This is a genomic window from Salipaludibacillus aurantiacus (assembly GCF_900111295.1).
Taxonomy (GTDB): domain Bacteria; phylum Bacillota; class Bacilli; order Bacillales; family Salisediminibacteriaceae; genus Salipaludibacillus; species Salipaludibacillus aurantiacus.
In genome coordinates, this window is sequence record NZ_FOGT01000006.1 from 203,307 (window position 1) to 228,639 (window position 25,333).

General features: G+C 41.9%; 41 protein-coding genes. 2 read left to right on the forward strand and 39 right to left on the reverse strand.

Features of this window, described 5'->3' with window-relative positions; genetic code table 11:
• Positions 1 to 8: 8 nt before the first annotated feature.
• The 4 genes from BMW59_RS09625 to BMW59_RS09640 form a co-directional block, all read right to left on the reverse strand.
• Positions 9 to 1,082 (reverse strand): N-acetylmuramoyl-L-alanine amidase, encoded by a 1,074-nt coding sequence (locus tag BMW59_RS09625; RefSeq protein ID WP_093050888.1) that lies wholly within the window; start codon positions 1,080 to 1,082, stop codon positions 9 to 11.
• A complete protein-coding gene (locus BMW59_RS09630) occupies positions 1,075 to 1,341 on the reverse strand; it encodes a holin (protein ID WP_093050890.1) in 267 nt (88 codons plus the stop codon). Before BMW59_RS09630 ends, BMW59_RS09625 begins: the two co-directional genes overlap by 8 nt.
• A 5-nt stretch (positions 1,342 to 1,346) precedes the next feature.
• Positions 1,347 to 1,685 (reverse strand): hypothetical protein, encoded by a 339-nt coding sequence (locus tag BMW59_RS09635; RefSeq protein ID WP_093050893.1) that lies wholly within the window; start codon positions 1,683 to 1,685, stop codon positions 1,347 to 1,349.
• 67 nt (positions 1,686 to 1,752) lie between these two features.
• A complete protein-coding gene (locus tag BMW59_RS09640) occupies positions 1,753 to 2,595 on the reverse strand; it encodes a tyrosine-type recombinase/integrase (protein ID WP_093050895.1) in 843 nt (280 codons plus the stop codon).
• A 108-nt stretch (positions 2,596 to 2,703) separates the two neighbouring features.
• Here BMW59_RS09640 and BMW59_RS21645 point away from each other — a divergent pair, with 108 nt between their 5' ends.
• Entirely contained in the window at positions 2,704 to 2,865 is a 162-nt protein-coding gene (locus tag BMW59_RS21645; RefSeq protein ID WP_177174263.1) for a ribbon-helix-helix domain-containing protein, read from the forward strand.
• Positions 2,866 to 2,955: 90 nt separating this feature from the next.
• Positions 2,956 to 3,159, forward strand: a complete 204-nt coding sequence (locus BMW59_RS09645; RefSeq protein ID WP_093050898.1) for a hypothetical protein — start codon at positions 2,956 to 2,958, stop codon at positions 3,157 to 3,159.
• Between the two features lie 76 nt (positions 3,160 to 3,235).
• Here BMW59_RS09645 and BMW59_RS09650 read toward each other — a convergent pair whose 3' ends face one another.
• From BMW59_RS09650 to BMW59_RS09800, 35 genes are all read right to left on the reverse strand, one after another.
• Complete coding sequence (locus BMW59_RS09650) at positions 3,236 to 3,988, reverse strand: polysaccharide deacetylase family protein (protein WP_093050901.1); 753 nt, start codon at positions 3,986 to 3,988, stop codon at positions 3,236 to 3,238.
• Complete coding sequence (locus BMW59_RS09655) at positions 3,988 to 5,136, reverse strand: hypothetical protein (RefSeq protein ID WP_093050904.1); 1,149 nt, start codon at positions 5,134 to 5,136, stop codon at positions 3,988 to 3,990. Before BMW59_RS09655 ends, BMW59_RS09650 begins: the two co-directional genes overlap by 1 nt.
• A complete protein-coding gene (locus BMW59_RS09660) occupies positions 5,133 to 5,315 on the reverse strand; it encodes a hypothetical protein (protein ID WP_093050908.1) in 183 nt (60 codons plus the stop codon). Before BMW59_RS09660 ends, BMW59_RS09655 begins: the two co-directional genes overlap by 4 nt.
• A 4-nt stretch (positions 5,316 to 5,319) precedes the next feature.
• Complete coding sequence (locus tag BMW59_RS09665; protein WP_093050911.1) at positions 5,320 to 6,573, reverse strand: siphovirus ReqiPepy6 Gp37-like family protein; 1,254 nt, start codon at positions 6,571 to 6,573, stop codon at positions 5,320 to 5,322.
• On the reverse strand, positions 6,570 to 6,845 hold the full coding sequence (locus BMW59_RS09670; RefSeq protein WP_093050914.1) for a hypothetical protein: 276 nt from the start codon (positions 6,843 to 6,845) through the stop codon (positions 6,570 to 6,572). Before BMW59_RS09670 ends, BMW59_RS09665 begins: the two co-directional genes overlap by 4 nt.
• The gene (locus BMW59_RS09675; protein ID WP_093050918.1) at positions 6,845 to 7,987 is read right to left on the reverse strand and encodes a hypothetical protein; all 1,143 of its coding nucleotides are present in this window, start codon (positions 7,985 to 7,987) and stop codon (positions 6,845 to 6,847) included. Before BMW59_RS09675 ends, BMW59_RS09670 begins: the two co-directional genes overlap by 1 nt.
• 2 nt (positions 7,988 to 7,989) lie before the next feature.
• Positions 7,990 to 8,847 (reverse strand): phage distal tail protein, encoded by an 858-nt coding sequence (locus BMW59_RS09680; protein WP_093050921.1) that lies wholly within the window; start codon positions 8,845 to 8,847, stop codon positions 7,990 to 7,992.
• 1 nt (position 8,848) lies between these two features.
• Positions 8,849 to 11,107, reverse strand: a complete 2,259-nt coding sequence (locus tag BMW59_RS09685) for a phage tail tape measure protein (RefSeq protein ID WP_093050924.1) — start codon at positions 11,105 to 11,107, stop codon at positions 8,849 to 8,851.
• Positions 11,104 to 11,715 (reverse strand): Gp15 family bacteriophage protein, encoded by a 612-nt coding sequence (locus BMW59_RS09690; RefSeq protein ID WP_093050927.1) that lies wholly within the window; start codon positions 11,713 to 11,715, stop codon positions 11,104 to 11,106. Before BMW59_RS09690 ends, BMW59_RS09685 begins: the two co-directional genes overlap by 4 nt.
• A 2-nt stretch (positions 11,716 to 11,717) precedes the next feature.
• Positions 11,718 to 12,110, reverse strand: coding sequence for a hypothetical protein (locus BMW59_RS09695; RefSeq protein WP_093050930.1), 393 nt, complete (start codon positions 12,108 to 12,110; stop codon positions 11,718 to 11,720).
• 58 nt (positions 12,111 to 12,168) lie between these two features.
• Positions 12,169 to 12,597: a phage tail tube protein gene (locus BMW59_RS09700; RefSeq protein ID WP_093050933.1), complete on the reverse strand. Its 429-nt coding sequence runs from the start codon at positions 12,595 to 12,597 to the stop codon at positions 12,169 to 12,171.
• 11 nt (positions 12,598 to 12,608) lie between these two features.
• The gene (locus BMW59_RS09705) at positions 12,609 to 12,977 is read right to left on the reverse strand and encodes a minor capsid protein (protein ID WP_093050935.1); all 369 of its coding nucleotides are present in this window, start codon (positions 12,975 to 12,977) and stop codon (positions 12,609 to 12,611) included.
• Positions 12,978 to 12,989: 12 nt separating this feature from the next.
• Positions 12,990 to 13,325, reverse strand: a complete 336-nt coding sequence (locus tag BMW59_RS09710) for a minor capsid protein (protein WP_245733045.1) — start codon at positions 13,323 to 13,325, stop codon at positions 12,990 to 12,992.
• Between the two features lie 20 nt (positions 13,326 to 13,345).
• Positions 13,346 to 13,684 (reverse strand): putative minor capsid protein, encoded by a 339-nt coding sequence (locus tag BMW59_RS09715; protein WP_093050942.1) that lies wholly within the window; start codon positions 13,682 to 13,684, stop codon positions 13,346 to 13,348.
• Positions 13,674 to 14,075: a head-tail connector protein gene (locus BMW59_RS09720; RefSeq protein ID WP_093050945.1), complete on the reverse strand. Its 402-nt coding sequence runs from the start codon at positions 14,073 to 14,075 to the stop codon at positions 13,674 to 13,676. Before BMW59_RS09720 ends, BMW59_RS09715 begins: the two co-directional genes overlap by 11 nt.
• A gap of 49 nt (positions 14,076 to 14,124) precedes the next feature.
• The gene (locus BMW59_RS22240) at positions 14,125 to 14,253 is read right to left on the reverse strand and encodes a hypothetical protein (RefSeq protein WP_281244256.1); all 129 of its coding nucleotides are present in this window, start codon (positions 14,251 to 14,253) and stop codon (positions 14,125 to 14,127) included.
• A gap of 32 nt (positions 14,254 to 14,285) precedes the next feature.
• Positions 14,286 to 15,176, reverse strand: coding sequence for a hypothetical protein (locus tag BMW59_RS09725; protein ID WP_093050948.1), 891 nt, complete (start codon positions 15,174 to 15,176; stop codon positions 14,286 to 14,288).
• Between the two features lie 22 nt (positions 15,177 to 15,198).
• On the reverse strand, positions 15,199 to 15,756 hold the full coding sequence (locus BMW59_RS09730; protein ID WP_093050951.1) for a phage scaffolding protein: 558 nt from the start codon (positions 15,754 to 15,756) through the stop codon (positions 15,199 to 15,201).
• Between the two features lie 323 nt (positions 15,757 to 16,079).
• On the reverse strand, positions 16,080 to 16,220 hold the full coding sequence (locus BMW59_RS21650; RefSeq protein WP_177174264.1) for a hypothetical protein: 141 nt from the start codon (positions 16,218 to 16,220) through the stop codon (positions 16,080 to 16,082).
• A gap of 12 nt (positions 16,221 to 16,232) precedes the next feature.
• Positions 16,233 to 17,360 (reverse strand): phage minor capsid protein, encoded by a 1,128-nt coding sequence (locus BMW59_RS09735; protein WP_093050954.1) that lies wholly within the window; start codon positions 17,358 to 17,360, stop codon positions 16,233 to 16,235.
• The gene (locus BMW59_RS09740) at positions 17,360 to 18,802 is read right to left on the reverse strand and encodes a phage portal protein (protein WP_342739961.1); all 1,443 of its coding nucleotides are present in this window, start codon (positions 18,800 to 18,802) and stop codon (positions 17,360 to 17,362) included. The genes BMW59_RS09735 and BMW59_RS09740 overlap by 1 nt, the downstream gene beginning before the upstream one ends.
• Positions 18,803 to 18,863: 61 nt before the next feature.
• Positions 18,864 to 20,138 (reverse strand): PBSX family phage terminase large subunit, encoded by a 1,275-nt coding sequence (locus tag BMW59_RS09745; protein WP_093051119.1) that lies wholly within the window; start codon positions 20,136 to 20,138, stop codon positions 18,864 to 18,866.
• A 13-nt stretch (positions 20,139 to 20,151) separates the two neighbouring features.
• Entirely contained in the window at positions 20,152 to 20,952 is an 801-nt protein-coding gene (locus BMW59_RS09750; RefSeq protein WP_177174265.1) for a terminase small subunit, read from the reverse strand.
• 149 nt (positions 20,953 to 21,101) lie between these two features.
• On the reverse strand, positions 21,102 to 21,578 hold the full coding sequence (locus BMW59_RS09755; protein WP_093050963.1) for a hypothetical protein: 477 nt from the start codon (positions 21,576 to 21,578) through the stop codon (positions 21,102 to 21,104).
• A 73-nt stretch (positions 21,579 to 21,651) separates the two neighbouring features.
• The gene (locus BMW59_RS09760) at positions 21,652 to 21,864 is read right to left on the reverse strand and encodes a hypothetical protein (protein WP_093050966.1); all 213 of its coding nucleotides are present in this window, start codon (positions 21,862 to 21,864) and stop codon (positions 21,652 to 21,654) included.
• Between the two features lie 6 nt (positions 21,865 to 21,870).
• The gene (locus BMW59_RS21655) at positions 21,871 to 22,026 is read right to left on the reverse strand and encodes a hypothetical protein (RefSeq protein ID WP_177174266.1); all 156 of its coding nucleotides are present in this window, start codon (positions 22,024 to 22,026) and stop codon (positions 21,871 to 21,873) included.
• A 165-nt stretch (positions 22,027 to 22,191) separates the two neighbouring features.
• Positions 22,192 to 22,554, reverse strand: a complete 363-nt coding sequence (locus tag BMW59_RS09765) for a hypothetical protein (RefSeq protein WP_093050969.1) — start codon at positions 22,552 to 22,554, stop codon at positions 22,192 to 22,194.
• The gene (locus tag BMW59_RS09770) at positions 22,554 to 22,739 is read right to left on the reverse strand and encodes a hypothetical protein (protein WP_093050972.1); all 186 of its coding nucleotides are present in this window, start codon (positions 22,737 to 22,739) and stop codon (positions 22,554 to 22,556) included. Before BMW59_RS09770 ends, BMW59_RS09765 begins: the two co-directional genes overlap by 1 nt.
• A 69-nt stretch (positions 22,740 to 22,808) precedes the next feature.
• Positions 22,809 to 23,024, reverse strand: a complete 216-nt coding sequence (locus BMW59_RS09775; protein WP_093050975.1) for a hypothetical protein — start codon at positions 23,022 to 23,024, stop codon at positions 22,809 to 22,811.
• On the reverse strand, positions 23,021 to 23,380 hold the full coding sequence (locus BMW59_RS09780) for a RusA family crossover junction endodeoxyribonuclease (RefSeq protein WP_177174267.1): 360 nt from the start codon (positions 23,378 to 23,380) through the stop codon (positions 23,021 to 23,023). Before BMW59_RS09780 ends, BMW59_RS09775 begins: the two co-directional genes overlap by 4 nt.
• A complete protein-coding gene (locus BMW59_RS21660; protein ID WP_177174268.1) occupies positions 23,377 to 23,541 on the reverse strand; it encodes a DUF6011 domain-containing protein in 165 nt (54 codons plus the stop codon). The genes BMW59_RS09780 and BMW59_RS21660 overlap by 4 nt, the downstream gene beginning before the upstream one ends.
• A gap of 2 nt (positions 23,542 to 23,543) precedes the next feature.
• Positions 23,544 to 23,867 carry a MazG-like family protein gene (locus BMW59_RS09785; protein ID WP_093050981.1) on the reverse strand — a complete coding sequence of 108 codons (324 nt, stop codon included), beginning with the start codon at positions 23,865 to 23,867 and terminating at the stop codon, positions 23,544 to 23,546.
• Positions 23,854 to 24,177, reverse strand: a complete 324-nt coding sequence (locus tag BMW59_RS09790) for a hypothetical protein (protein WP_093050984.1) — start codon at positions 24,175 to 24,177, stop codon at positions 23,854 to 23,856. The genes BMW59_RS09785 and BMW59_RS09790 overlap by 14 nt, the downstream gene beginning before the upstream one ends.
• Positions 24,167 to 24,511: a hypothetical protein gene (locus BMW59_RS09795; RefSeq protein ID WP_093050987.1), complete on the reverse strand. Its 345-nt coding sequence runs from the start codon at positions 24,509 to 24,511 to the stop codon at positions 24,167 to 24,169. The genes BMW59_RS09790 and BMW59_RS09795 overlap by 11 nt, the downstream gene beginning before the upstream one ends.
• A 132-nt stretch (positions 24,512 to 24,643) precedes the next feature.
• A complete protein-coding gene (locus tag BMW59_RS09800; RefSeq protein ID WP_093050990.1) occupies positions 24,644 to 25,303 on the reverse strand; it encodes a GumC domain-containing protein in 660 nt (219 codons plus the stop codon).
• Positions 25,304 to 25,333: the final 30 nt, after the last annotated feature.

Sequence of the window (25,333 nt, forward strand, 5' to 3'; positions counted from 1 at the left end):
TTTTTTTTTTACAAATTAAACATAGCCTTACGAGTTTGAGGGCCGAATACACCGTCTACACTGATGTTTAGCTTTCGTTGCATGTCTCTGACCCCGCCTGCTGTGTTAGGTCCGTAAATACCATCGTCTGTTGAATTGACGGCACGCTGGATACACCTTACATCTTCTCCGCGGGGGTATGGTCTATTTGCTCTCAGGAGGTTATTAAACGACGGAAGATTTTTTAAGAGCGTTTCGAAAGTTTTTTCTCCTGGCCTCCCGAAAAAGTTTCCATTCGGGCTGCTGACATTATACCGTGTCTGGAAGGCTTCAGTTGCTGATAAAGTCTCTGCACCCGGGTATCCATCATCCCGAAACCGCGGCAACTGCTCGCCAACTGCAAGCAACAAACGCTGGAATTGTTCGAACTCAAATCCTTGATCTTCAACTGCAATTAACATTTCTTTATATTTATCTGAATTGCTCATGCTGGTGAATGATGTGCTGCTTGATACAGTCTCAGCTGATGGCGTTGACTTTTTCTTTAAACCAAGCGTCTTAGCAATCCCCTCAACATGTGCCTCAGCGATCCTATCAATAGTTCCAGACTTTTTAAGCATACTTGCATCACGTGGGTTAGTGATAAAAAGCGCTTCCGTTAAAACTGATAACATATCACGATACGTGCCACGTAATACGGCAAAGTTAGCTGATTTAAGCCCTCTGTCGGTTACTCGTGGTTCAATTCGCCTCATAGCTCCGAAAATCGCATCATGCAAGTTTTTACGTGCTGTAGCGCTTGCTGATGAATTAGAGTGCATGAATGTCTCAGTGCCGTTAGCGGATTCTGCTGCCCCGTTTAAATGGATAGATACAAACAGATCAGCATCCCAGTTAACAGCGTCTCTTGCACGTTCATTAAGTTCAATAAATGTGTCATCGGTTCGACTCATACGAACAGAGACACCCTCATACTGATTTCTGAGGATGTCCTGTGTCTTTAAGCTTATATCTAATACTAAATCCTTTTCCCTTAATCCGTTTCCTTGCGCTCCCGGATCATGACCGCCGTGCCCTGGATCTAAATATACTTTTTTACTCATATGTTTTCACCTCATCTTTAGTCTTCTTGCCAAGTTCAAACAGTCCGACAGACGCCAAACCACTTATACCGCCAGCCCACAATCTTTCTGCCATATCCACATCGGCAAAAGGAAAAGCAGCTGCCCCGAGTAGTAAGCCGATGATAATGGCTACCAGTGGAGCGAACTGCTTGTTGAGGAAGCCTGTTTTCTTAATACCTTGAACTACACCAGTAACTACTGGCGCTATAATAGTTGCTAACATTAATACTTCTTGCATGTCGATCATCCTCCGTTATAATAAGTGATTAAAATCGGTGTCAAAAATAAAACCACCGGCAGCAGTGTACCGATGATTGCAATTTTCAGCTTTTTATCCGATTGTTCTTTCTGAGCTTGTGACTTTTTGTATGCGATAAATTCTTTTTTTAAGTTTTCTGTATCTGCGACGGCATCCTCTGCTTTATCAAGTGCTTCCCTACTTCGTTCATCTACGGTGTCCAACTTATCAAACCGTTCTTCAATCCGCTGCATCCTGTGGTCTAGTTTCACGATTGACTGTGCCACGCCTCTCAGTTCGTCATAAATTTCTTTATACCCTACTGTCACGCCTTCTTCCTCCATTCTTGACCTCCCCACTATGCGACATAATACTTTTCTTTATATAAAAAAAGCACCCAAAAAGGGATGCTTAAAAATACTGCTCATAAACTTTTTTCCGATGCTCCCCTGACAGGTGAGCATAAACCATTGTTGTATCTAACTTGCTGTGGCCTAGGAACTGTTGAATAACTTCAATTGGTGCCCCGCGGTTAACAAGGTGTGTAGCGTAGGTATGACGCAATTTATGAGGATAGACATTTTCATCTACGCCTGCACGTTTTGCCACTTCCTTCATCCTAAGTCGCATCTGGTGGATGCTCATGCGATTATATGGCCTGTTACGTTTACACACAAAGCAGTCCTGGTCATCTTTACGGCTGTCAAAATAACGTTTAATCCAGATCTCTGCTCTCTTGCTAAAATAAACCTCTCGCTCTTTGTCACCTTTACCTGTGACTGTCACTGTACGGCGGTGAAAGTCAAAGTCCTTTTTATTCAATCCGTAAACTTCACCGATCCGACATCCAGAAGAATACATGAATTCAATTAATGCTGCATCCAGTGAATCTTTTGCATTTATTCTGAGCAATTCCAGTGTTTCTTCTGCAATAAACTTAGGAACACGATGTCCACCTTTTGGGAATTTAATTTTTGCCGATACGTTAGAATCTGTTAGGCCTTCCTCGTGCATGTACCTAAACACAGCTCTGATAAACTTAACCGTATGCTGCAGGCTATTTGGTTTAAGCTCTGCTGAGCGTTTCTGAATGTAACTTTTAAGGTGGAATGTCGTAACGTCGTCTACATTTACATCACCTAAATACTCACACAGCATTCTGAATTGCAACTTATACGCTTTAATAGTGTTCCTAGAATAACCTTCGATGGTTTTGTCCTGTTCATAGATTGGCCATACCTCAGACAGTTTCATGTGATCGCCTCCGTATAGTTATATAACTTGTATAACTATAATAATCTATAAATAGGAGGTTGTCAATATAAGTTATATAACTTATAATTGTTTCCAGGAGGTGTTTCCATGGCCGTTGATAAAGAAAAACATACTCAAATTCTCGTAACGTTTCCGAAAGATATGGTTTCTGACATTGAAGAGCATTGGCATGAACATAAGTTTAAAAACAGAAATGAAGCAATTAGAGACCTGGTGCAAAAAGGATTGCAAAAAGAGCCCTCAGAATGATCTGGGAGCTCTTTGTTTCTTCAATCCTACCAAATAAAGGAACTCTTCTTTTTTTTGTCGAACTATTGTTAGTTAAGGAGGTGAGTACATATGGATATAGAAACTAGAATACACTTGAAAGATGGTAGAACAATCGCTATTGAAGACGCATTTAATCTTCACAAGTCTTTTTTAGATGATTTCAGAACTACTAGAAATAACGATGGAGACTTAACCTTTAAAGATCGAGACCAAGAGATAACGGTAAAAGCAAAAAATATTGTTTCTTTTGAAATTGCAATATTGGAAAAGTAAAGAGAGGAGGTTCCCCCTCTCTTTTTTATATCCAAGTGCCTCAACCCGAAGATACGCTTCTCAGTTAGTTGGGGTTTTACTGGACACCAAAAACATAATCATACATCTCGCTTATTGTCATTGTCTTGATTCTTAAATTAACAATATAATCAAGTAATTGGATAAAATATTCTTCCAGTACCGCAAATTCATACCCGCTATCTTCTTCTAAAATCTCATGACAGTAAAGGACGATTATTGAGCCTTTGTGATACGCTTCTTTAACAATTCCTTTAGCATCATTTAAGTCTTGTTGACTTTGCATATCAACACTGATCGCTTTGACAATACTTTGCTCATCTGATCTTATTGATCTATAAGAGTTTAAATCACTAGAACGATAACGCCCTGTTAACCTTTGTGTCGATCTATATTCGTTTAACACTTCTTTAACCAAATCGCTTGTGTCACCATAAGGGTAGGCATGATGTTTTGGTAACGGTAGTCCGTTGTTTTCAAATTCTTGATTTACGGTTTCCATCTCACTTCTCACTTCTGACTCCGTTAGTTCACTTAATCTCGGATGCGTGTGCGTATGACACTGGACATCCCACCAGTCACTATCATTCATTTCTTTTAATTGTGACCAACTGCAAAATTCCCTATCAGTCCGATTTAACCAATTCGTAGCGACATAAGACGTTCCTTTAATTCCCCGAATTGTCATTTCTGGATAGGCTTTAGAGTAATCTGTCAAAAAAGCATCATCAAACGTAAAAACTAAAACAGGTTCTCTGTTTTTTCGTCCTGTTCCTTTTCTTTTTGCGGAAATAAACTTACGTTTATTCATCAGAAATTACCTTCCAATAGCAAAGTGGGTTTTTGTAACCTCATATTTGATGATGTTCGTGTATTTTTTACTCTAATTCTTAAATATTTTGCGATGGGTTGAGTGAAAAACTTATCTTTAATGATAATATTAGAACCTACGCCTAGTTCACCACGACTTGTAACAAAAACTTTTTCATCCTCATCAAAATCTGATACTTCAAAAATTTGACTAAACAATAAACCATTACCAGAACCTACATCATAATTACCTTTAATGTCTGAAAATTCAATAATAATTTTCATGTCGGCAATTAGATTGTCGATAGGTCGCATGACTTCCAATGCGTATAAACTCCAAGATGATATGTTCTCAGGCAAACCAAAATCCTCTACAAGTGTTTCGGTTGTTTCTGGTAATATAGTTAAGTCGGATAACACATTACGCTTGGATACGTCCACTTTTGGGCTCATATCCTTTTTAGTGGTCACAAACTCAACCCAAATGTTATATACTTTCAATTCACTTCTCGCATTAAGTGTTGCTGATCCGTCACGTGCTGTAATACGCAAATATTTTTGATCTTTGTAATCAGCCACATTTAAAGTAGATATTTTACGACTAAAATTCCCTGTGAGGAAAACTTCTCTGTCTGAATAAAGTGGATTAGTTGTTTTATCATCCATTAATGCAAACCTGGATTGAGTTGACGAATTATCATTCCCTGTTTGTTCCCAGTCAATGTATATGTTTTTAATATACTGTAAAGTTATTTTTTGGGCAGTTGTAAATGAGGCTATAGATGCCCCACCTTCGTCCGAAGCAATCAAGTGTAAAAAAACTCCTTTTTTTTCGATACTTGCCCCACTATTGACAATCGAATCTTCTAAAGTAACCGCTTCCGCTCCTTCATTGTAAATAACACTACCTCCAAAAGACGATTGCACTAATCGAGGTAAATCCTCAACATTACTCCCAGTTACCTCTGTTTTTAACGTTCCTTCTAAAGCCTGTTTAATTGCCTGATTTTCCGCTTTTAACGCTTCGATTTCTGTCCTTACACCAGAGTCAGTAGTATTCAATTTACCATCAGAGTCGGTAGTAAGCGCTTTGGCTGTTCCGTTAGGTGCTCTACCAGCAAGGCGCATCATTTTATCTGCTAAACTCATTCGCCAACCCTCCAATCATCGCCCTCTTCAGTTAAAAACTGCAAGAATTCATCATACTTTTTTGTACCTTGGATAACATCTAATGTGAGTGGCTTCATCTTCCTTTCCTCTTTATCGTAATATTGTGGTCCGATCTGGCCGTTGAAACGTAATAGATCAACAGAGATATTGTCACCCATGCTATCACCTCGTTAATTCATTTTCGTGTTGCTTAAATTCGCTTTTTATCTTGCTGATGAGTGTAGGTCTCTTTTGACCAAAAACGCCCTCTAAACTAAATCCAGAAGGCTCATGAATTTCTGTCAGTTCTGTTATACGTTGATCTACTATAAAGCCCCATTTCTTATTCATGACAGTGCAAATGTCACCTAAGTTCCAATCTTCACCATATACAAAAGGACTTATCACTTTCGTTTCTTTTTCTCTGCTGTAGATCGGCTGCATTTCATTAAAAAAGCCTTTAAATTCTTCATTGTAGGTCGTTTTTATGACTGGCGTCATGATCTCAGCTTCAAAGTATTCCTCGTTCACAAGCTCCGCCATACGCTGCTGACCACGAGTTTCAAGCAGTTCTCTTTCTTCCTCTTCTGTAAGTTCCTGCTCGTCTTCATCCTCTCCACCTAAATCACGGGCGTCAATAAATGTTTCGTCACGTTCCCAGCCTGTAGCGTCACCGACCACAACAAAAAGACGATCAACGCCCTCGCCTTGACCGCCAACATATCCTATATTTTTCATATTTAAACCACTGTCTACATACGACTGACCTTTTACATTTCCAAACTCAGGGGCAAAATAAACAGGGCTGTTTCCAGCTGAGTTATTAACGGTTAAGTCATTGCCCTCAAACACATCAAAGATAATCTGTTTGTTATCACTGTCCAAGTAAACATCCCATCCTATGCCTGTCGCCTTGCTCATTTCTTCCTCTTCTTCAGCAACATTTTTAAGACGTGATTGCCAAGATAAGTGAGGTCCTCGCTCCTGATCTGGAGATATAACCAAGTTAGGCATGATACGCTTCTCTGCATCCTCACCATCTATAGCATAAGGTTCAATAAAGTTGTTTGTGATGTAATGCTTCATAACTGTTTCTGCCGGCCCTGAACGTCTATCGTAAGCAGTGTGTGGCGGCGGTACGGTTTTACGTTTAGCAATCAATCCTTTAAGCGTCGTACCTTTAAATAACCAATTCTCGGTGATCTTACCGTTTTGATCTAGTTGTATTTCTCTATGCCGCACGATACCGACCTTGTTTTTATCAAGGGCCACAAGACAATTCTTCTTTATTTGATCGGCACCAACAGCGTCACGATGCATCACAAGTTCAAAGTCTCCTACACCATGCCAGGACCTTGTAAATATCAAACTTTTATAATCAGTAGTTTGACTTAATACATCAAGTTCCTTTGTCAAAATATTTATGGGTTGCTTCATTCGACTTCAACCCAGCCTGGGAACTTTTCTTCGTCTGTGGCTTCCGGTCCGTAGTGGTGACGCAACTCAACTCTTTCACCGTCGTCATATACATTTAAAATAGGTCGGATGCCCTTAATACGCTCGACGATCATAACACCCTCATCATCATACGGCATGTCAGTTACATCATAAGTCTTAGATTCACCTTGATAAGTTGCTGTTATCTTTTTATCACTAAATTTATAATCAATTGGGTCGCCTTGTCGAACAGGGCTGTATCTTACTAACATTAGCGCCACCTCCCATTAGCTTCATAAGACAAATAACCCTCTGCATTCTCATTAACAGAAATTAAATATATTTCTACATCAGTTTCTGTAATTTCACGTGTCCCCGCCCATTGAATAGTAGCTTCTCTGCGAGTAATCGGCGTTACAGTAGGTCTGTTTACAAAAGGCTCTGGATAAGCAAATGTTTTTCTGGCCCAGTGGAGATTCGGCCCGCCTGTTGTATTTTCGACAGCAGTAAGATCGTCATCCTCGAACCTGCAAACCATATCACCATTTGTATACTTAATAAAATGTCCGTTAGCATTTTCACCACGCTCAAATTCCATTACTACTTCTTGCCAACGTCCCCACGTACCAAGTTCTATAGAGTTAGACGCCCTCACAAATTGCCCGTAAACTTGATAATCTCGACTTAATGACCAATCAAATATAGTAACTGTTTGTAGCCCTGTGTTATTTCTACGACTTACAGTTTGCACGTACATCCTTAATTGATCTAAATCTCTGTCGTAAGTGGATGGACTAACCGGCAACGAGTCAAACCACTCGTCTAATGTGTCTGCGTGATCTACACCATGCACATAAAAGTTAGTTTCACCTTCTCTAAATTGTCCGGCTGGTGTGCTTGGCGTTCTTACATCAACGCTATCGACCTGTTGAGTTAATCTTCCGGCCATACCTACACGTCCACAAACGTCAGTGTCCCCTCGTTCATCTGTGATGTCAGATTGAGGGATTACAGAACTTCCTGATGATACTAATACCTGAGCTAAACTTATTTCATAAATGCCGTTTTCTCTAATAAGGTCTGGAGGTTCTGGATTACTTGACGCTGAACCAGTTCGGATCATCGCCCGTAATGGTTGGCTGGCGTCTGGCGTTTGGTCTAATCTTATTACTACCCGGTCTATCCGGTCGTTGTTAGTGTTTGCTGTATTGTGCGTTAACTCTAAATCATCCGTATTCCGGTACTCATAGCCTTCTATAAATGCAGCGCCTTCTTTAATTGTTATGGTCATACTGTCGTCTGCTTCGACTTCTAAACCATCGAAAAAACCCGTGCTTAAGAAGTTTTGAAAAAACTCTGCAAACTGCTGTGATCCATATTCTTCACCGTCTATAAAACGTCCTAATTCTGCCACTCTTACACCCCCACATACAATTTTCTGAAGCTTATATTTACAAGCGCTGTACCGCCCGCCGTAGCATCGTATTCAATCACGTTTTCGCCTATATCAAGATAAAAGAGCGTTGAATCCCATATATCTATATAGTGCCAAGCGTTTTCTGTGTCGCCATTCTGACGCTGTATGATTATTTGGCGATCTCTACCTTCTGCAGTGTTGATTAAGAGCTTGTCACCTTCATTTAACTCCTGGGTCACTCTTAAAAACTCGCCTGTCGCTCTATTCGTCACCATCGGATTAACAGCAGGGCCATTAAATTCTATTTCAATCGGACAAGGTACATGGCCGTCATTGTATAAATTCGCTTCTGAACCTCTTTCACCGAACTTTACCGGAAACGAAAAAGGAAACTGGAACTTAGGTACAAACGCTGAGAGTGGTTCTGCAACCACCTCTAACGACTGCCAGTATGGATTTCCAGTCCACTGAATTAGACAACGCTGAAAACCTGGCGCTCTGTTACTTGTACCTTTAGGAAACTTTGGTACGAAGTCAGATACAACATCCTTTTCACGAGTCGTGCCAGCTTCTATTTTACGCAAGCGACCCAATCCCTTTTTGGGATTAAGCACTTTGCAAAGATACTCTTTCCTCTCCTGCAATTGTTCTGGAGAGTTGGCTGATATAACAATTTCGTAAGGATGTACACCGTTCTCAAGCGTATTATCAATAAACGTTTCACCATCTTGATAAGGTGACTTTTGCCACTGGTTATCTACTTCAGTTTCATCCTCTCCCCCTCCATTGACAATTTTATAAGGATAGGGACCGAGTACAATTGATTCCCCTGCACTATTTTCAAACTCTAATTGCATTTTACGTCCCCCATTCCAAAGCCAATTGTCTTGAAGCTTCAAGTTGTTTTTTCTTTATCTGAGACGCTGATAACGGTTCTGGGCTATTAATTGTAATATGTTGTGTAATGCCTCCATTTCCTGAGTACGGCCCGTTATGTTCCGCCGGCACAATCGCTTCACCTTTGTGGATCATAGCCAAACCATCACGAGTAACCTTATCTGTACCAACATCAAGAGATGGCACTCTCGGTATGCTGACATTCGGAATATCAGGTAATCCAAACGTGCTGCCTCCGATTTTAGGAACCCAGTTCGGCACGTCAAATGATGGTATTTGATTTACTCCATCGCCAATCGCGTTAACCATGCTTTCAATAGCGCTAATAATGTCATTAATAAAGTCAATGATCGGATTGAGCGCCGCCCTTACACCGTCTTTAATGGCTTCCCAAACACCGATAAACGCATCTTGAAATGATTCAAGCCGTGAGGTAATAGAGTCCCATGTTTCCGAGAAAAAGTCTTTGATGCCATTCCAAATATCAGATATGAAATCGCTAATAGCCTGCATTTGATTTTCAACAGCGGTTTTCATGCCTTCAAAGTCACCTGTTACAAGGGCGACCACGAAATCAAGTGCGTTTTTAAAGGTCTCTTTAATTAAATCCCAGACTGACGATATAATTTGACTGACCAGAGTGATGTAATTTTCAACGGTTTCATAAATAAAAGAAAAATTTTCTTCAATAAAGGATAAAATTGCATTTAAAGCACTATTGAACGTATCTTCGATTGTGCTCCATATATCACTAAAAAACTCTGATATAGCAGTGAATATCTGCTCTGCTTGTTCTCTCGATTGCTCCCACCGTTCCGTGAAAAACTCCACGATAGCGTCAATGACTGTCCAGAAAGTCTCTTTTATCCAGTCCCAGACTTCAATAAAAAATTCACCTATCGCCGTAAAAACGGAAACGGTAAATTCTTTAATCTCGTCCCAATACGTATAAATCAGATATGCAAGTGCGGCAACTGCAATCCCTACCAACACCCACGGATTGAGAAGCAGAGTGAAGGCTTTAATGACCGCCATTACAATCGGAACTAAGTTTGATAATAAGCCGACCATTAAGCCGAGTCCAATTAATATCGGACCGACAACAACCAAAATACCTGACAATATCAAAATGACATTCTGCATCTGTGGTGATAGATTTTCCCACCATTCACCTAGCATCCGAATCTTCTCAATTAGTATCGGTATCCACTCTTCTGCGAGGTCCAAGAGTATCTCGCCTATTGGCTGCAAGGCAACCATGACCTCATCTTTCATCATCATAAAACGGTCACCGAAAGTTAAGGTCTCTTCTCCGGTCTCGTCGATAATGCCTTTGTAATCCCCTATTTCATCCGAAAGGTTCTCAAAGTCAAATTTCCCTTCTCTTATAGCGTCTGATACATCCCTGGCACGGCTCCCAAATATCTCTGATGCTATCTCAGCTGCTTCTGTAGCTGTTTCAGCCCCTTTGATCTCTTCTGATAGGTTAGCAAAAGCTTCAGCCGGGTCTTTACCATCTTCAGCAAGTTTATCAAGGCTTCCGCGCATTTCTCTTATAATGCCGTTTACATCAAATCCAGCCTTCTCCATTTCACCCATCCAATAAGCCGATTCATCAAAGCTCATACCGAATGCTTCAAGTGTAGAGCCATGCTGGGACATAAGACTAAACAGCTCGTCCATTCCGGTACCGGTATCCTGAGATGCCTTAAAAACAAGATCCATCTTGTCTGCTGCCTCTTCACCTTCAATACCCCATCTGTTCAGGGCTTCGGATGCTTGCTGTGTTAAGTTGGCCGAGTCAATGCCATTCATACGAGCTGCATCAAGTGTCTTTTTAGCCATGATCTCAGCTTCATCACCAGTAAGACCCATTAAGGTATTGAAGTCAGCAATAACCCCGGCTACTTCTTCAGCTCCTTGTGGCACTTCGGTAAACACATTGTCAAATACGCCGTGCAAGTCCTCTAATGCATCACCTGTGGCTCCTGTTCCGATCTGGATGTCTTTATAAGCGCTGTCAATTTCGTTTGCAGCTGCAAACGCCATGCCGCCTAGCGCAGCAATCGGAAGGCTGACATTCTTTGTGAGTGATTGACCTGTCTTTTTCAGACTGTCGCCTGCACCTTTCATTTTCTTTTGCATGCCCTGGAGGTCTTTTTCAAACTGCGACTGGTCAATCTTGCTATCGACTCTAATAGTACCGTCTGCATTACTCACGTCTTGCCACCTCCTTTAAACGCTGAAAAGGCGCTGTCTAATTTGCTGTCTAGTGACTCCTGAGACTCCGGCTCCTGGTCGAGTGCATAAGCCTGTTTTAAACGCTTGAGCTCTTTTACATGGTCTTTGTTATGCTTGGTCTCTTTCGGAATCTTCATAGTTCGATAGCCGATTGCTTTTTTAAATGGCGACTTCTCGTCCAACTGACATAATAGCTTTATAAACTTGTGCCAGGGCAAGTCCCCTTTTGCTTCGATCAGGTCGATGTTGTAAGCACTAAAAAAAGACGCATATATCAGCTCTGCGTCCTTCTCAAAGTCATATATTTTCTTTTCTGATCCGTCTTCCGATTTCTCGTCCAGATCAATGTCCAGGTGTTCATTAAAAATCCGTTTGAACAGTTCAAAATTGCCTTTCCAGTCTTCATCTTTAAATTCTTCATCGAGAAACAACTCAAGAGCTATGGTGATTTTCTCGAAGTCCAGAAACGTGTCATCTTCCAACAGTTCAAAGACCATCAGAACGGTGTCAAAGGCTGTGTCCACCGTATAAGTGCGACCATCAAACTCTATTTCGTCTGTATAGTCAGTTGTGAGGGAAAAAGACATGATTAGTTCGCCTTTTTCTTTTTGTATTTATGCTTCTTAGCTTTCTGTTTTAAACGCTGTGCTCGTTCACCCACAATTTCAGCCAGGAACTCCACAAACTCAACCATGTTTTCAGAGTATTCACCGGAGGCTTTGTATAACTCATCAAACGAACCTCCACCCATAATGGCATCAACAAATGTTCTCATGGCGTCCAGGGCATCATTAAAGGCTTTCTCCTGTCCTTTCTTGTCCAGTTTGTCAGTATCGACTTTCTGAAGTTCTTTAGACCGTTTCATATACTCGTAAAGCTCTATTTGATACCGCTTAACAGCCGGATCGGAGAAATCGACCTTATAAACTTTGCCTGCAATCTTGAATTCTTCATACGTTTTTTTAAATTGAAACTCTCTCATGTGTTGCACTCCCTTCTATATACGAAAAAAGAGCCGTCTGATATAGACGACTCAGTTATTATGACGCTGCGGCTTCTGTTTGTTCAGGCGTTCCGTTGAAGTGGATCTCGAAAGAAATTTCCCCTTTAGCGCCTGCTTCTCCACCCGGACCTTCAATGTTAGCAATTGTTGCACTACCTTTTAGGATTTTACCTGTCGGGTCTTCCCATTCAAAGTAACAACGGCGTTCAGAACCATACTTCAATTTTTTATCATAAATAAAATCTTGTGCGTCATCGCCATATTTACGATGTCCTGAGTAAGCTAATGTTTGTTGACCACCTGTAACGTCCGTTTCTGCAGCGCCTTCACCGTCAAGGTACCGATCTTGTGATAATTCTTCATTTCCTGCAGGTTCAACAGATGTCAATCCAGCACCTAAAGGAAAAGTTGTTTCTTCGTCCTCTCCGATTCGGAATTTATGCGCGCTATTTAAAAAAAAGTCCATTCTATTACCTCCTATTCAAATTCAGCCTGGTATAAGGCTGTAAATACATGTCTATTGTGGTCGTCTATTTCAACCCAATTAGGGCTTGTGGTCGTTTGCATCAGTGTTAAACCATTCATAAAATCACTGTTTTGACCGTTCCAATACTGGTCAATCTTGTTGATTTCTTCCCAGGCTACGAGCCAGGTGTCAGCCCTGACAAGTAGCTGCACGCTAAATACACCAGTTTGTGCTCCATCGAGTCGCCATGCACCATTTGAAGTCGGGGCAGGGCGAATGGCAATCCCTTTGTTATCACGCGGCAGGACCATAGGGGATATAGTTGTAAATAAATCCAGTTCCTGCATCGTTTTGTTGCGTAAATCTGTTAGAAAGTCCATGCTCCACCCCCATTAATTAAAATTAGCTTCAAATTCTTTTTTAGATTGTGTGATCCAGCTGTCTTTGTCTTTTGACTTAGCTGCTTCAAACCATAAACCTTGTGCCTGTGGGTTTTTATCGGTCGAGAAGTTAAACTGCGGGTTGTAATAGAGTTTACGTCCGTATGGTGTACGCCATTTAATATCACCTTCACCGAGATTTGAGTGAGTCAGGCTTGAGTCTCGCAAATTCCAGTCATCGGCAGGAATGTAATCGTTAGAATCATTTAAGACCTGGCTGTCCATGACAAACTGAGCACGCCCGAACGACTTCTGAGCACGCTGTTTAATCTTCTTGGTGTTCAACACAGCATGTACACTCATATTCATCATGTCAGCATCAACTCGTAATGGTGCAGTTTTGTGGTGTAGATCGGGTGAACTTCTTTGATATACATTGTCTGGCCGTCAATCGTGATTTTCGAGTTTTCAACCCACTCAATGTTTTTCGGCTTAGAGTGAGTCATATCATAAAACATCATGGCCTGATAAAAGACGTCTGTAGCGTTGTTATTACGGTTTAAATCGGTGGACCATTGGACACGCACCAGGTCGATTGTTACCGGGTCACCATAGTTTTCTCCACCTGACCAGTCGTCCTCACCAAGATACTTCTCGTACTTAACTGAGTGGATAAGGAGCTGCTTTGGCATCGGTTTAATAAACATTACGCATCGTTCCTATTCCGCTGTATAAAAGCCCTGTGTACCTCAGATAGTCGATAGTATCAGGGCTGACTCTGCCATCTCCTGAACCATCCTGACCGCCCCCGGTCTGATACTGGAAGTTACCAGCCTGAGCACTAGTGACGCCGGAAGACCCGACAAACTCAACGCCCCCGGCAATCACATAATGTTCCACTTGTGCAGCAGTGGCTTTTTTAACCTGTTCAACAATAAATTCTGAGAGATTATCCAGTCCGATATGAACGATCTTGTAACCTGTCACTTGGTCGATAACGTCTGACGCTCGCCGTGTCATGCGTTTAAACTCCTGTTCGTCCACTTCAGCTCCGTGAAAATCATCGGTGTAGTAGGTGTAATCAATATAAGCAGGCATTTAACAGCCTCCCCTCATATAAAAGAAAAGAGAGCGAATAATCGCCCTCTTACTTGGTTCCTTTTGACTTTTGTTCTTTCACTTTCGGCTTATGTTCCTTAAAACCTCTGAGTTTTAATTCCTTCGCTTGCGACTCGTTCACTGTTAGTACAACGTTATCTTTTTTTAATGTTGGCATTGGTCATCCTCCTATTCTTAACTTAATGACGTTTATGCATTTTGTTTCGTGGACACAAACACACCATCCATTCGGTGCTCTTTCACAAACAGATCATGATACATACGGTTCTGGTAAAGGTAGCCGTCACCTTGTGTGTGCGCGCCTGGCTCAAATAGGTAAATGGAGCTGATCTTCGGCTTCGCAATGATTGACGGCTTCGCGACCACAAGATAGTTGATCTCTAGCGCCTCTGCCGTTGGTTCAAATCCTGAAGAGAAGTCATACTCAGTGTGGAACCGCTGATCATCCCATACCTCGATGATTCGCACGCCATCAATAGACGTCACGCGAGACTCAATCGCTTGTGGTCCTGATGCTTGCATTTCAATCTTACGAGTAAAGTTCTCTGCCTGTTCTAGCGCGTCCATTGTTAGAGATGATACATACACAATCACGTTTTGAGGTCCGTACTTACGCACTGGCAAGATGGCCGCCTTTAATTTACCGTAAACATTTGCTTTTGTTACCTCTTCGGAGGCTGTTCCATCCGAACCCCGGTCAATCGCCTTTGTTGCCATTTTAGAAAGACGATAAGCGTCCATTTCAGGAATAGCTTTCTCCTGGAGGAATACACGAGTTAAGTTAGCAGCAGATGCCGCTTGGTTCGACTCGTCCACGTCTGCCTTGTCCACGAAAAACTCAATGTCACGGTCGAAAGATAGCGTATACGTAGTGTAGTTTGTTTCGACGTCACCACGGTTATAACCACCGTTACGAGAGTGGTTTTTATAACCTGATACAGTCAGAGTCGGCACTTTAAACGATTGCGCATCTAACCAGTTTACGTTTGGTGTTTCTAGTTCAGACGTTAAAGATCCCTGCTGAATAATTTGTGCTAATTCACGTTCATATTTTGTTGCATAGTTAATAGCGTTTGGCATTTAAAATCACTCCTAATTTGTTTTATTCGCCTTTTAAGGCACTGACAAAAGCGTCAGTTTGGGTGTTCGTGTTCTGGTGCTCGCCAGTACTGTAACCTGGCGTTCCGCCATCCCCCTCATCTGATTCAAACAGATAAGGTTCGTTCTCTTTTAAGTTGTTCAGCTGCTCGTCAAGACCTTTGAGATTTTCGCCGTCCATCTTGATCGTGTCCATATCCAGGAGTGCCTTAACAGCTTTCGGGTTTCGTGCTTTTGCACCGGATAAGGACTTTTCAAGCGTGTGGTCAAAGGATTGTTGCTGAAGTTTCTGTTCATATTTATTTTTTACAGTGTCGTTTTCATCCTGCAGCTTCTTAATCTGAGCCTGAAGGTCTTCATTACCTTCTGCTTGTTTGCTGAGGTCTTTCAACTGCTTGTCTCGATCATCGATCTGTTTCTTATAATCGTCCAGCTGTTGCTCCACTTTCTTAGCATCTTCAACTTTCTTTTTTAGATCGTTTACTGTATTACCATGTTCAGCCATTACCTTGTCGATCTGCTCATCGGTCAAACCCATTTCTTTCAATGCTTCACGTTTCATAAATCATCTCTCCTTACATTTGATTACGCTGTCGTGTCAGCGATAGGATAGTTATTTTACGGATAACTCCGAATGAGTGCATATAAAAAACCTACTGAGTCTCACAGTAGGTGCGGTTATTCCAATCTCCAATAACATGATCGTCTGCGTCAAAACAACGCCCGAACCACATGCGCCAAACAACAAAATGCTTCTTGTCGTTCTCGTCACCGTATTCAGTGCGATATGTTAACGGTAATAATTGTTTTAAATACCAAATCATAATATCACCCCTTTCAGTCGCCACTTTGCCAGTAGCCGGCAGATATGGACCACACTCCTTTTTAACCTAAATAGGTTGGACCTTTGCTCTTACCTTCCAGGTCTGCGACTTTACGAGCCAGGACATTGATCATGTCGTTTAAGTGCTCAATGCGCTTTTCCAGCTCGTTAATTTGCTCTTGTTGAGCTTTAGCCTTCCGCAAGTCATCACCCCTTTACCTTAGTTGTTCACGGCTTATGCGTCTTGTGCGCCCTGTGTCTTTAGTGAACTCCCTTAAGACAGTCTGACGCTCTTTAATCTTTTCCTCAGCAAAATGAACGCCCTGACCGTCTCCCATTTCCATGAGCATCGACTTTTCACGCTTTGCCTCCCTGATCTGGCGTTCCATGTAACGTTGTTTTTGCGATTCTTCATAGATGCGCTTGTTCTCTGCGTCATCCTTTGGCTTATGGCGCTTTTTACTAACTCCAGGAATGTAAGGGAATTTAACATGGCCACAATTCGTGCCAAACAACCCGCTAGCTTCACCATAAGTGGTTTCAGTTATTGACGGATATTGGTCACTCTCACCACTTCGAGAATAGATTTTACCTTGATACGGTGCACATCCAGGACGAGCACCATCGTGACTACTGACCTCAAAGAGATCAACGCCGTATTCATCCATTCGCGCATCCTGGCTTTGATTAGCGACAGTGTTAGTCATGCTGCGGTTAATCATGCCGACATAAGCCTCTGTACTCCACTGCTTCCCTGCCCTGTCTATCAAAGCAGGAACGCCTTTCTGTGACCATTCGCTTGTGACTTGCCTTAATGCTTGCTGTGGTGTCGATGCACCTGAGATAACATTCGCTGTCGTGCGATTGACTATATCAATATAAGCTTTTTGTGACTCATCGAGTAGCGTTGTATTAATCAAGTTGTAACTTTGCTTTGCGTTATCAACCAAGGTTTCAGCGATTCTTGCTAGTGAGGCACTTTTCCGAGGTGGATCAGGTTTATTTTGCAGCACTCCCTGATCGTAACCTTCTCTCAGTTCGCCCTCTATCGCATTAGCTGATCTTATACCAGCTTCTTGCAGCATTTCTTCTACGGCTTCGATTGACTCATCAGAGTATTTGGCAATGGTTTCGATGTTATCTTGATCAAGAGCGTCAAGGTCGTTTAATAACTCGGTTTCCCAACTTTTTATACGCTCTGTATCGCCGTTGTTTTCAATGTCTGTTAGTAACCTCTTACCTCTTCCGATTCGCCTGGCGACATTCTTTAACAGTTCATCTTCCATCTTCAAATAAATTTCATTCGCTGCCCTGGAAAAACGCTCTAACTCTTCACGCTCCATCAGTTACCACTTCCACCGAAAAAATCAAGGCTATCAGCAGTCGCTGTGGCGTTCTCTTCGTTAATCTCAGCAAGCCATTCCTTGGCTTCATCCTCTGTCAGACCGTAGCGCTTCATGATGGCTCGTTTTTTCGGAATGATCTTGTTCTGCAGGTCCTGGTAAATTCTCTCTGCCTCGGCTGTCCTATCCTCTGCTATGCTGTCGTCAAAGTGGATAGAGGTTTGGTACTCACCGCTTACAGTTGGCAAACTGCCAAACGTCTGAGAGAGGTAAACGATAATATCAATCAGCTCGGTTAATGCTTCCTCAATGATGATCTCGTGACTCTGTTTGGATTTAAATGTCTTACTGTTTTCTGAAACAACCTCTGTCGCTGTTTTAACGCCCTCACCATCGAAGGTAAACGCTCCGGCACTAAAGCCGATCTGTGAAGCAAGTAAATTAAGCATAGCATTAATAGCTGCAATGTGTTCCTCGACTCGAAGCACCACGTTAATGTCTTTAATGTCATCTGCATCCTGACCAAAATCAAAAGCTTCATAGGTTTCATCATTCGGATCAAAATAACGGTGCATTCCTCCGTCAGCGCCTACTACACTTTTAACCATGTGAGCCGGAACAATGATTCGCTTTTTACCGAGCCGGAACTCTCTATTAAAGCTGTCAAACATCGTGTCTAGTGTATTGATTGTATCTGTAGCGTTCGCATAAAGACTTATGCCAAGTGGGCTATGAATGTCGAAGTTGTTCGCAATGTTTGGCTTAATGTGCACGAACATGGATTGCTTTTTAAAGTTGCGGAATCTTATTTCAGGCTCTAAGTTCTCGTAAACATCAGTGAGAGGCACTTCAATTCCGAGTTCAGACTGTGTGTCTGATCGGTGCAGTGTGTTTTTAATAACGTAGTTGTTGCCCTCCCACACGTGCCATTCAAGGTGTGTGTACCAGTATTTCTGACGCTTAAACTGGTTCGGGAATACCGCCTCTGTCACACCTGTATTTCCCCATGAGAGGGGAATAAACGACTTAGCCGTTACGTATGATAGCTTTATTTTATCGTCTTTGACATATGGCTTAATCACGAATCCACCTAGAGCAAAATTGTATTCAAGATGGTCCTGAATGTTTTTGTTAAACTTGTTGTCCTTTTTGATCTCTTCAAACAGTTTTTCAAGCGTCTCATTCTCACCTATGTTAATCTCAACTTTCTCGTTATAAACCAGGCTTGCCATTTCCTGAGCGACCACTTTTGGCAAGTTAAGACTCATCTTTCGCCGTTTGTTTTGTTTACCGTCAACTGTTGTATATTTAATTTCATGCTCTCCACTTTCCGGGAACCCACGGTAAAGCCTATCCCAGTAATCAATGCGGTTAAAAAACATCTCGTCAATCTCAATCTGCTTGTGGTGTCTCAATCCTTTGATGCCTTTAAGTAATCCCACGTCCTGTAGCCACCTCCTTATTGCGGTAATAATCCCTTTAAACAACGTCTGTCACCTCCTATCACTTCAACTGCAACTTACGAAGGTTATCCATAACATAATATTGGAACGCATCACACGTATGGTCGTCTTCTTTTATCACTTTTGGATCGTCACTCTGAAGCGTGTCCTGATCCCACTGATACTTTTTGTGTTCTTCAAAAAAGATTCGGTTATTTTCGTTATTGAGCATAAAAAAACGACCTTGCGCCAGCAGGTCTTGTACGTTTTCAATCATGGTCACTTTCTTTTTTTTATTCACCGGGTGTAATCGTGTATTGTAATCTTTAAAATACTGGTTCCTCATACCACCTTCAGCAGAATCAATCGTTCGCATATCAATGTTTCGCTTAAAGGTCTGTAGCTGCCTTTGCTCAAACTCCCATAAGTCTTTACTAAACTCAGACGGCGCTTTTTTAACTACTTTATTGACTGGTGAGTAATACCACGTATCAAGTAAGATGACGTTTAATCGCTTTGTGAATCCGAACGCTAAATAAGGTGTAGCTGATACCTGGTGTCCAGTATCAATTGAAATATCAATTAGCAGCAGATCATCATTTTCTGGTATCTGGTCAATCCACTGGAAGTGATCCATGTTGTAAACCATGTCACCTAGTCCGATGACTTCACCGCCGTACATCCAACGCCAGTAATCCTCATCATTTTCTTTGTACTTCTCAATCTTACGAATTAGCTGGTTAGACAGGAAGCCTTTCTCGTCTTCCAGGTAAGTGCTGTGATGCAGGAAGTAGTCCGGGTCATTTGCTTTATCATCACGCCACTCATTGACCCACGAATACGGGTTTCTCGGTGGATTGTAGCTGTAATAAACCTTGACCTCTTTCTCCCCTAAGTCCTGCCTGATAAATGTATCTTCCACAGTGTCTATGTCCTCAACCCCTGCAAATTCGGCTAATTCTTCAAACCATAACCCCATAATATAACCGATTGCGATATTCATAGACTTAAGCTTCATCGGATCGTCAACGCCATGAAAATAAAAGGCTGTTCCTGTTCGCTTATGAATGATCTTCAACGGTGAACTCATGAACCTGAATTCATCTTGCGCACCTAACAGATAAATGGCCCACTTGATCTGCTCATAGACAGAATTTGAAAGGTATTTGCCGATCTTTCTTAAACAGACCACATTGCCCTGATCATCTTCCAGGAATTCAGTTACAAGCTTTAGCGAGATGACAGATGATTTCATTGATGAACGGCCACCACTCAAAATTGAAGCAGGCTTCTCATTCAACCAGAACGAATAGAAATTCGGATTAATACAATTCATGATGTCAACGGTTTTATTCGCTGTTGCTGTCGTCACGCTGCATCATTTCCTTTCGCATGGCTTCTTTGTCGTTAACAATCACAATTCTGGAAGTGCCCTCTTCCTCGTTTTTGGTTTCGGCTTTGATCTTGGCGGTTTCAGCTTTAACTTTTTCGATCTGAGCCTGACTCATAGCATCGATGTGCTTCGCCTTCGGATCAAACATACCTAAGTGTTTACCGATTAATTCTAAGGCTTTATTAGCACCTTGTGAGTCATATTGGTATTCACCTGTTTCAACTAACTCCTGAGCTGCATGATCCCACATCATAACCGGTTCAGTTGTCATAGATCGGTCAGTAACCTGAGCAAGCCTTTCCAGAACCCATAGAGCATCCATGTAACTGTCCTGTTTTTGTTGTTCTCGTATTTCTTTTACACGCGCGAGGACTTCAGGTTTTTTCAGGTTCTCTTGCCCTATACTATAAGCTGACCTTTCACTATAACCAGCTCTAATAGCAGCCTGTGTCGCATTCAAGTCAATCACATACTGCTCAACGAATCGCTGTTGTTTTTCTGTGAGTTCAGGAGCATCCACTTTATACTCTTTTTGAGTTGCAACTTCTTTCTTTTCGGTTGCATCCCTTATCCTGTTGGTTGCATCCTTTTTAGTTGCACCCCTCGTCCATTTCTCACGGCTCTTTCTACTCTTCAACGTACCTAATTTCACGCCATGCTTTTCAGCGAGTGCTTTCAATGTAATGTCTGATGTCTCGTATTCTTTTTTTATTTTTTGCCAGTCCATTACATGCACCTCGCCTCCTTTTTTGATCACTCTTCACAGGGCAGGAGTCTAATTTCTCCTATCATCTAAGTCCCTGTAAGCAGGAATCAATATAAAAACCGCCTGCCAGTAGTGACAGACGGTCATTTCAAGATAGTGGAATATCGGTGTAACTTAACCTAGCCGACCTCCCCTCCATTCTACACAGTCTGTTTTTGATACTTCAAATACTGCCAATTTTGGCACAAATGGTCATTTTGGCACAAATGACACAAAACGTCATCTTTTAACCTTCTGACCTGTTCTCGTGACACGCCTGCATGCTTCCCGATTGCCCTATAACTTAATCCTTCCATCATGCAACTGAATACAATCTGCTGTACCGGATCCGTGATCATTTCTTCAGCAGCTTCAACAAATTCAACTTTGTCCTGGAATCCTTGAATTCGGTAAAGGAGCTTTCTTTCTCTTTTGTCTAACTTGTCCAGCTCACTTTTGCTAATGCCACTTGAACCTCTTGGCATTGTCGCTTCAACACCATATGCTGCTACTCCAGCGTTACCAAACCTTGAAGGTAATCCTACACCAATGCCATAAACCAAATCGTTAAGTCTCTCAATCTCTCTTTTGTACAAACGATAGTCGCTGATCATCTCTTCCAGTTCTTTCTTTGTCATGCAATGACCCCTCCCAAGGTTATTCATGATATAATAACGGTGGGTAGCCGTCCTGAGAGGGGCGGTTTTTGTTTTATGTCATATCATGTGACTTAGGTCCATCGGTAAACGTTTTATCTTTAATCCATGTTTCTGGAGCTGACCTAAATACAGGCTCCCTACCTTCCGTCATTGCCAACATATATTCCATGCCGTTATACATTCCGTGCATATATTCGTTGTAGTTCCAGTTCCCATCACTACCTTGAATGTCTAACATTTCTTTCATCACTTTAGTTTCTTCCATCCTCACTCACTCCTTATCCTCAAACGCTCTATCGAACATTGTTTCCATCATTTTCAATCGATTCTCTAATTGTTCGTTACTCATTTTTGAAAAGTCAGGCGGAGGTAACTGTACAAAATTTTCATTCTTTCTAATGAGTCTTTCTCTTTCGGATTCAGGCATCCTCAACCTCTCCTTACAAGAATTTAGTCGATATAATAAAACTCACCATTGCCGCAATACATAATGCTGTCATTTTTGTACGTAAGTCCTTGTCTTTCCGTTCACCTATAGCACCAATAAAACCGATCAATATAACAAGAATTAAAATCACTTGATAGGCTATTATCATAACTGTGCCCTCGCCCTTACCATCTGTGGTTTCCTGGTTATGACCTGGCTCTGCATTGGAATGTTTCTCGGAGTGTGCCAGTTCTGGCGTTTCGATTCTTCTTTGTCCCTTTGCAGTATTTCAAACGCTTCTTCGAAAAGTTGTTTAATTCCATTAGCTATACTTCTGAAAGTTTCACCAATTACTTCAATAGCTTTTTCGAATTCGTCTATAAACATTGCAGCAATACGCTCTCTTACTTCCTGCCGTTCGTACATTTTCTCAATAAAAATTTCATGCTCAATGTCCATCATCTGATCGTTTAATATTTCACACTCGACGCGTGTTAATTTTGACTTGTCCGGGTATATGCAGAGCACTATTCCCCCTCCTTCACCATTACATAGGAATTAACAGTCATCACGTTAAAAGCAGCTACAATTTCAGGTGAAAAGGGTTGATCATAGTTGCAGAACTTTATAATCACTCCTGTTTCCTTCAGAAACTGACATTCTACTTCGTGTTTTCCACTGTGTGTCGATACGATATACCTTTTCTTCTTCACGCTTACCCCTCCTGTAATCTTCTTCCTCTGGTTCCGGGTCGATCAACGCCATATCCAATGCTTTTTCCATCACCAGAACAGCCCCATTCGTTCATGCATCCTGTGACTGACCTTTGCATTGTGTAAGGCCTGCCTGTCTGCTTGGATCTCATCTGGTGTTTTCTTCTTAGGTGGGTACTTTTCGTCAATCTCGTGAACCGGTACATAATAGACAACCGTATCACTGTGTAAGCTCGAAGGCGCCGGGATCACGTAAGCTGCTTCTTTAACATCAAAGTCACTCATGCTTTCACCCCCGTAAGTTCCTCCACAATAATTTCTGCTCTTTGTTCGTCCTTTTCACATTCGATCTTTTCAATGTTCATCTTCCTAATTTGCCGGTCATCGTTATATGCTATTTTGTTCAGTCCATCGGTCAGTGATTTAGCGTAATTATCAATGTCGCCCTGGTTGCCTCCAGACAAATACAGCTTTATGTCCACCTTGACAGCGCCGGCTATCAATTTAACTTTCTGAGCTTTAGCAGCCCATCCGACGCTAGATTTATAGTTAAGGTACCTCTGTGCATTTGGTTTAACATGTGCGCCCCTTCTCGTCATTCTGACAGCAGGAACGGGACGCCCTGGCACGACTATTTTCATCCCTTCAACTCCGTTGGTAAGCCATCCCATATTTGCTGATTATCAAAATCTTTTTCTTCTTGTAGCATCTTCCGGTAACAAACTGAGCCATATCCACGCTCACAGCTCTTTTTATCCTTCAGCTTCCGGCCGCATCTGATACATTCTGTGTGTTGTTCCATGATCAGACCTCCTTTAGATCTTCCTGTTTCACAAAAACACCGTTCACCATCTTCCCCTTACGATGCATGATTTCTCCATAACTGACTGCAACGCAGGAGGTTAAATCTAAACTTAACTGCATAGACAGTATCTTCAGAACCACAAACACATCACCGATAGAATCAATCACCTGGTCACGGTGGTCCTTCGCCAGACCTTGTGCCAGTTCGCCAACTTCCTTCATAAGCTTCAGCATCTGTTTTTCCGATGCTGCCTCGTCCAGTTCTTTGTCCTCAGCCCACTGTGCTATATCTTCCGCTAATTGATCTAAACTAATTTTGTTCATGCCTTCCTCCCAGTATCTGACTCAAATTAAGCGCAATCCCATCCGTTCCGTTCTTTCGATTCTGGAAAGTAAGGTGAAACACAGCAAGAAACAGCTCATTTTCATTCCTGTATAGTTTTCTAGTCATCTCTTGAAGTGTGACACCCTTCTTCCATAATCTCTTAATCTCGGCTAATTCTGAGCGCGTAAACGTGAAGTCCAATTCTTCTAGAATGACCACCGTTTCACCAGGCTCTTTTGTAAGGTAAACAGATTCCATACGTTTGATTGTTTCCTCATGGCCGGAGTAGGTTTCAGTGTTAACCTTCATTTTCTTTCGTCCTCTGCAGCTGCTCTTCCAGTTGCCGGATCCTTTTCGCTTGGTGTATGGATAGTTCCACCTGTTCTTCACACAAGAAAGTAAGTTCATCCAGCTGTTTTCGTTGCTCTTCCATGCGCTCTTTAGCAGCATAGATATAATGTGCTTGGTCAACGTTTTCCTGCATGGCGTGGTTAATGATCTCAGCATCAGTCCAGCTGCTTGTTGTAAATGGCTCCACATACTTTTGAGCGCCTTTCATGATCTGCTGTGCCCTTACTTTCGCCCAAAATTCAGCTGCTTCCCTATAAAACGGGTGGCTCAGATGCGTTTCAAGTGATTTCATGCCTCCAACTCCTTTAACTCTGGTAACCTTACATAAGCCCGTTTCAGTTGGTTATAACCAAGCTTTTCAAGTGGTCGCCCTTCAAACTCGTAAAAATGCATGGCCTGCAGCTCCTGGATCATACGCTCTCGTTCAACAATGAGTCTGAGATACATCAGCAACACCCTCTTTCATGTATTCCAGTAACAAACTTCGTTCCAACAGGTTAATGCGTTTATTTTCTGCGGGCTGTTTCTCCAAACGTTTTTTAAGCTCCATATTCTCAGCTTCCAGCTTGTCATATGATCGGCATAAGGCGGTGTAATCGTTTTTTAAATATTCATTTTCGTAAAGTACTTTGTTAAGTCGCTCAGTTGCATATTCAGTCAATTCGTCTCTTTGTTGTTCAACTTTAGAGAAATCATTATTCAACTGATGGTGTTCACGTTGCAGCTTTTCGTACTTGTCCATAAGCTCCAGATACTTGTCGCTATCGGTCTTGCTCACAATTTGATTCTCACGAATGCCGGCATTTTCCTGAGCTTCTGTTTTCTTCCGGGTTATCCCCCATTCCGTCGACTTATATTTATAAAGTGTGTTAATAGCTAATCCAAATTCGCCCGCAATTTCCTTGTCTGTCATACCCTTGGCTTTTAAGTCCTGGTAAGCTTCCTTTGTGGCTTTCATCTTTTGGCCTCCTTTTTGATCTTTGAAATAATCCTCAACCTGTTCCTGTGTCCAGCGTGTGGTTGTGACTTCCGATGACCAGCCGTCATTCCGTTCAACCTTTGAATTTCTAATGCCTTCCCACATTGGCCAGCCTCCTATCCGGTTGCTTCTTTC

Bases quoted from the DNA above. Each gene is read 5' to 3' on its own strand.
- BMW59_RS09655 (WP_093050904.1), bottom strand. From the start codon at position 5,136: ATGAGTTTAGCAGATAAAATGATGCGCCTTGCTGGTAGAGCACCTAAC.
- BMW59_RS09625 (WP_093050888.1), bottom strand. From the start codon at position 1,082: ATGAGTAAAAAAGTATATTTAGATCCAGGGCACGGCGGTCATGATCCG.
- BMW59_RS09730 (WP_093050951.1), bottom strand. From the start codon at position 15,756: ATGAAACGTGAAGCATTGAAAGAAATGGGTTTGACCGATGAGCAGATC.
- BMW59_RS09630 (WP_093050890.1), bottom strand. From the start codon at position 1,341: ATGCAAGAAGTATTAATGTTAGCAACTATTATAGCGCCAGTAGTTACT.
- BMW59_RS09745 (WP_093051119.1), bottom strand. From the start codon at position 20,138: ATGAATTGTATTAATCCGAATTTCTATTCGTTCTGGTTGAATGAGAAG.
- BMW59_RS09660 (WP_093050908.1), bottom strand. From the start codon at position 5,315: ATGGGTGACAATATCTCTGTTGATCTATTACGTTTCAACGGCCAGATC.
- BMW59_RS09755 (WP_093050963.1), bottom strand. From the start codon at position 21,578: ATGACAAAGAAAGAACTGGAAGAGATGATCAGCGACTATCGTTTGTAC.
- BMW59_RS21655 (WP_177174266.1), bottom strand. From the start codon at position 22,026: ATGCCTGAATCCGAAAGAGAAAGACTCATTAGAAAGAATGAAAATTTT.
- BMW59_RS09690 (WP_093050927.1), bottom strand. From the start codon at position 11,715: ATGTCTTTTTCCCTCACAACTGACTATACAGACGAAATAGAGTTTGAT.
- BMW59_RS09735 (WP_093050954.1), bottom strand. From the start codon at position 17,360: ATGGAGCGTGAAGAGTTAGAGCGTTTTTCCAGGGCAGCGAATGAAATT.
- BMW59_RS09650 (WP_093050901.1), bottom strand. From the start codon at position 3,988: ATGAATAAACGTAAGTTTATTTCCGCAAAAAGAAAAGGAACAGGACGA.
- BMW59_RS09680 (WP_093050921.1), bottom strand. From the start codon at position 8,847: ATGCAATTAGAGTTTGAAAATAGTGCAGGGGAATCAATTGTACTCGGT.
- BMW59_RS09785 (WP_093050981.1), bottom strand. From the start codon at position 23,867: ATGAACAAAATTAGTTTAGATCAATTAGCGGAAGATATAGCACAGTGG.
- BMW59_RS09775 (WP_093050975.1), bottom strand. From the start codon at position 23,024: ATGAGTGACTTTGATGTTAAAGAAGCAGCTTACGTGATCCCGGCGCCT.
- BMW59_RS21660 (WP_177174268.1), bottom strand. From the start codon at position 23,541: ATGGAACAACACACAGAATGTATCAGATGCGGCCGGAAGCTGAAGGAT.
- BMW59_RS21645 (WP_177174263.1), top strand. From the start codon at position 2,704: ATGGCCGTTGATAAAGAAAAACATACTCAAATTCTCGTAACGTTTCCG.
- BMW59_RS22240 (WP_281244256.1), bottom strand. From the start codon at position 14,253: ATGCCAACATTAAAAAAAGATAACGTTGTACTAACAGTGAACGAGTCG.
- BMW59_RS09665 (WP_093050911.1), bottom strand. From the start codon at position 6,573: ATGAAGCAACCCATAAATATTTTGACAAAGGAACTTGATGTATTAAGT.
- BMW59_RS09715 (WP_093050942.1), bottom strand. From the start codon at position 13,684: ATGTTTATTAAACCGATGCCAAAGCAGCTCCTTATCCACTCAGTTAAG.
- BMW59_RS09700 (WP_093050933.1), bottom strand. From the start codon at position 12,597: ATGGACTTTTTTTTAAATAGCGCGCATAAATTCCGAATCGGAGAGGAC.
- BMW59_RS09640 (WP_093050895.1), bottom strand. From the start codon at position 2,595: ATGAAACTGTCTGAGGTATGGCCAATCTATGAACAGGACAAAACCATC.
- BMW59_RS09645 (WP_093050898.1), top strand. From the start codon at position 2,956: ATGGATATAGAAACTAGAATACACTTGAAAGATGGTAGAACAATCGCT.
- BMW59_RS09800 (WP_093050990.1), bottom strand. From the start codon at position 25,303: ATGTGGGAAGGCATTAGAAATTCAAAGGTTGAACGGAATGACGGCTGG.
- BMW59_RS09695 (WP_093050930.1), bottom strand. From the start codon at position 12,110: ATGAGAGAGTTTCAATTTAAAAAAACGTATGAAGAATTCAAGATTGCA.
- BMW59_RS09790 (WP_093050984.1), bottom strand. From the start codon at position 24,177: ATGAAGGTTAACACTGAAACCTACTCCGGCCATGAGGAAACAATCAAA.
- BMW59_RS09780 (WP_177174267.1), bottom strand. From the start codon at position 23,380: ATGAAAATAGTCGTGCCAGGGCGTCCCGTTCCTGCTGTCAGAATGACG.
- BMW59_RS09705 (WP_093050935.1), bottom strand. From the start codon at position 12,977: ATGGACTTTCTAACAGATTTACGCAACAAAACGATGCAGGAACTGGAT.
- BMW59_RS09795 (WP_093050987.1), bottom strand. From the start codon at position 24,511: ATGAAATCACTTGAAACGCATCTGAGCCACCCGTTTTATAGGGAAGCA.
- BMW59_RS09635 (WP_093050893.1), bottom strand. From the start codon at position 1,685: ATGGAGGAAGAAGGCGTGACAGTAGGGTATAAAGAAATTTATGACGAA.
- BMW59_RS09720 (WP_093050945.1), bottom strand. From the start codon at position 14,075: ATGCCTGCTTATATTGATTACACCTACTACACCGATGATTTTCACGGA.
- BMW59_RS09670 (WP_093050914.1), bottom strand. From the start codon at position 6,845: ATGTTAGTAAGATACAGCCCTGTTCGACAAGGCGACCCAATTGATTAT.
- BMW59_RS09760 (WP_093050966.1), bottom strand. From the start codon at position 21,864: ATGGAAGAAACTAAAGTGATGAAAGAAATGTTAGACATTCAAGGTAGT.
- BMW59_RS09725 (WP_093050948.1), bottom strand. From the start codon at position 15,176: ATGCCAAACGCTATTAACTATGCAACAAAATATGAACGTGAATTAGCA.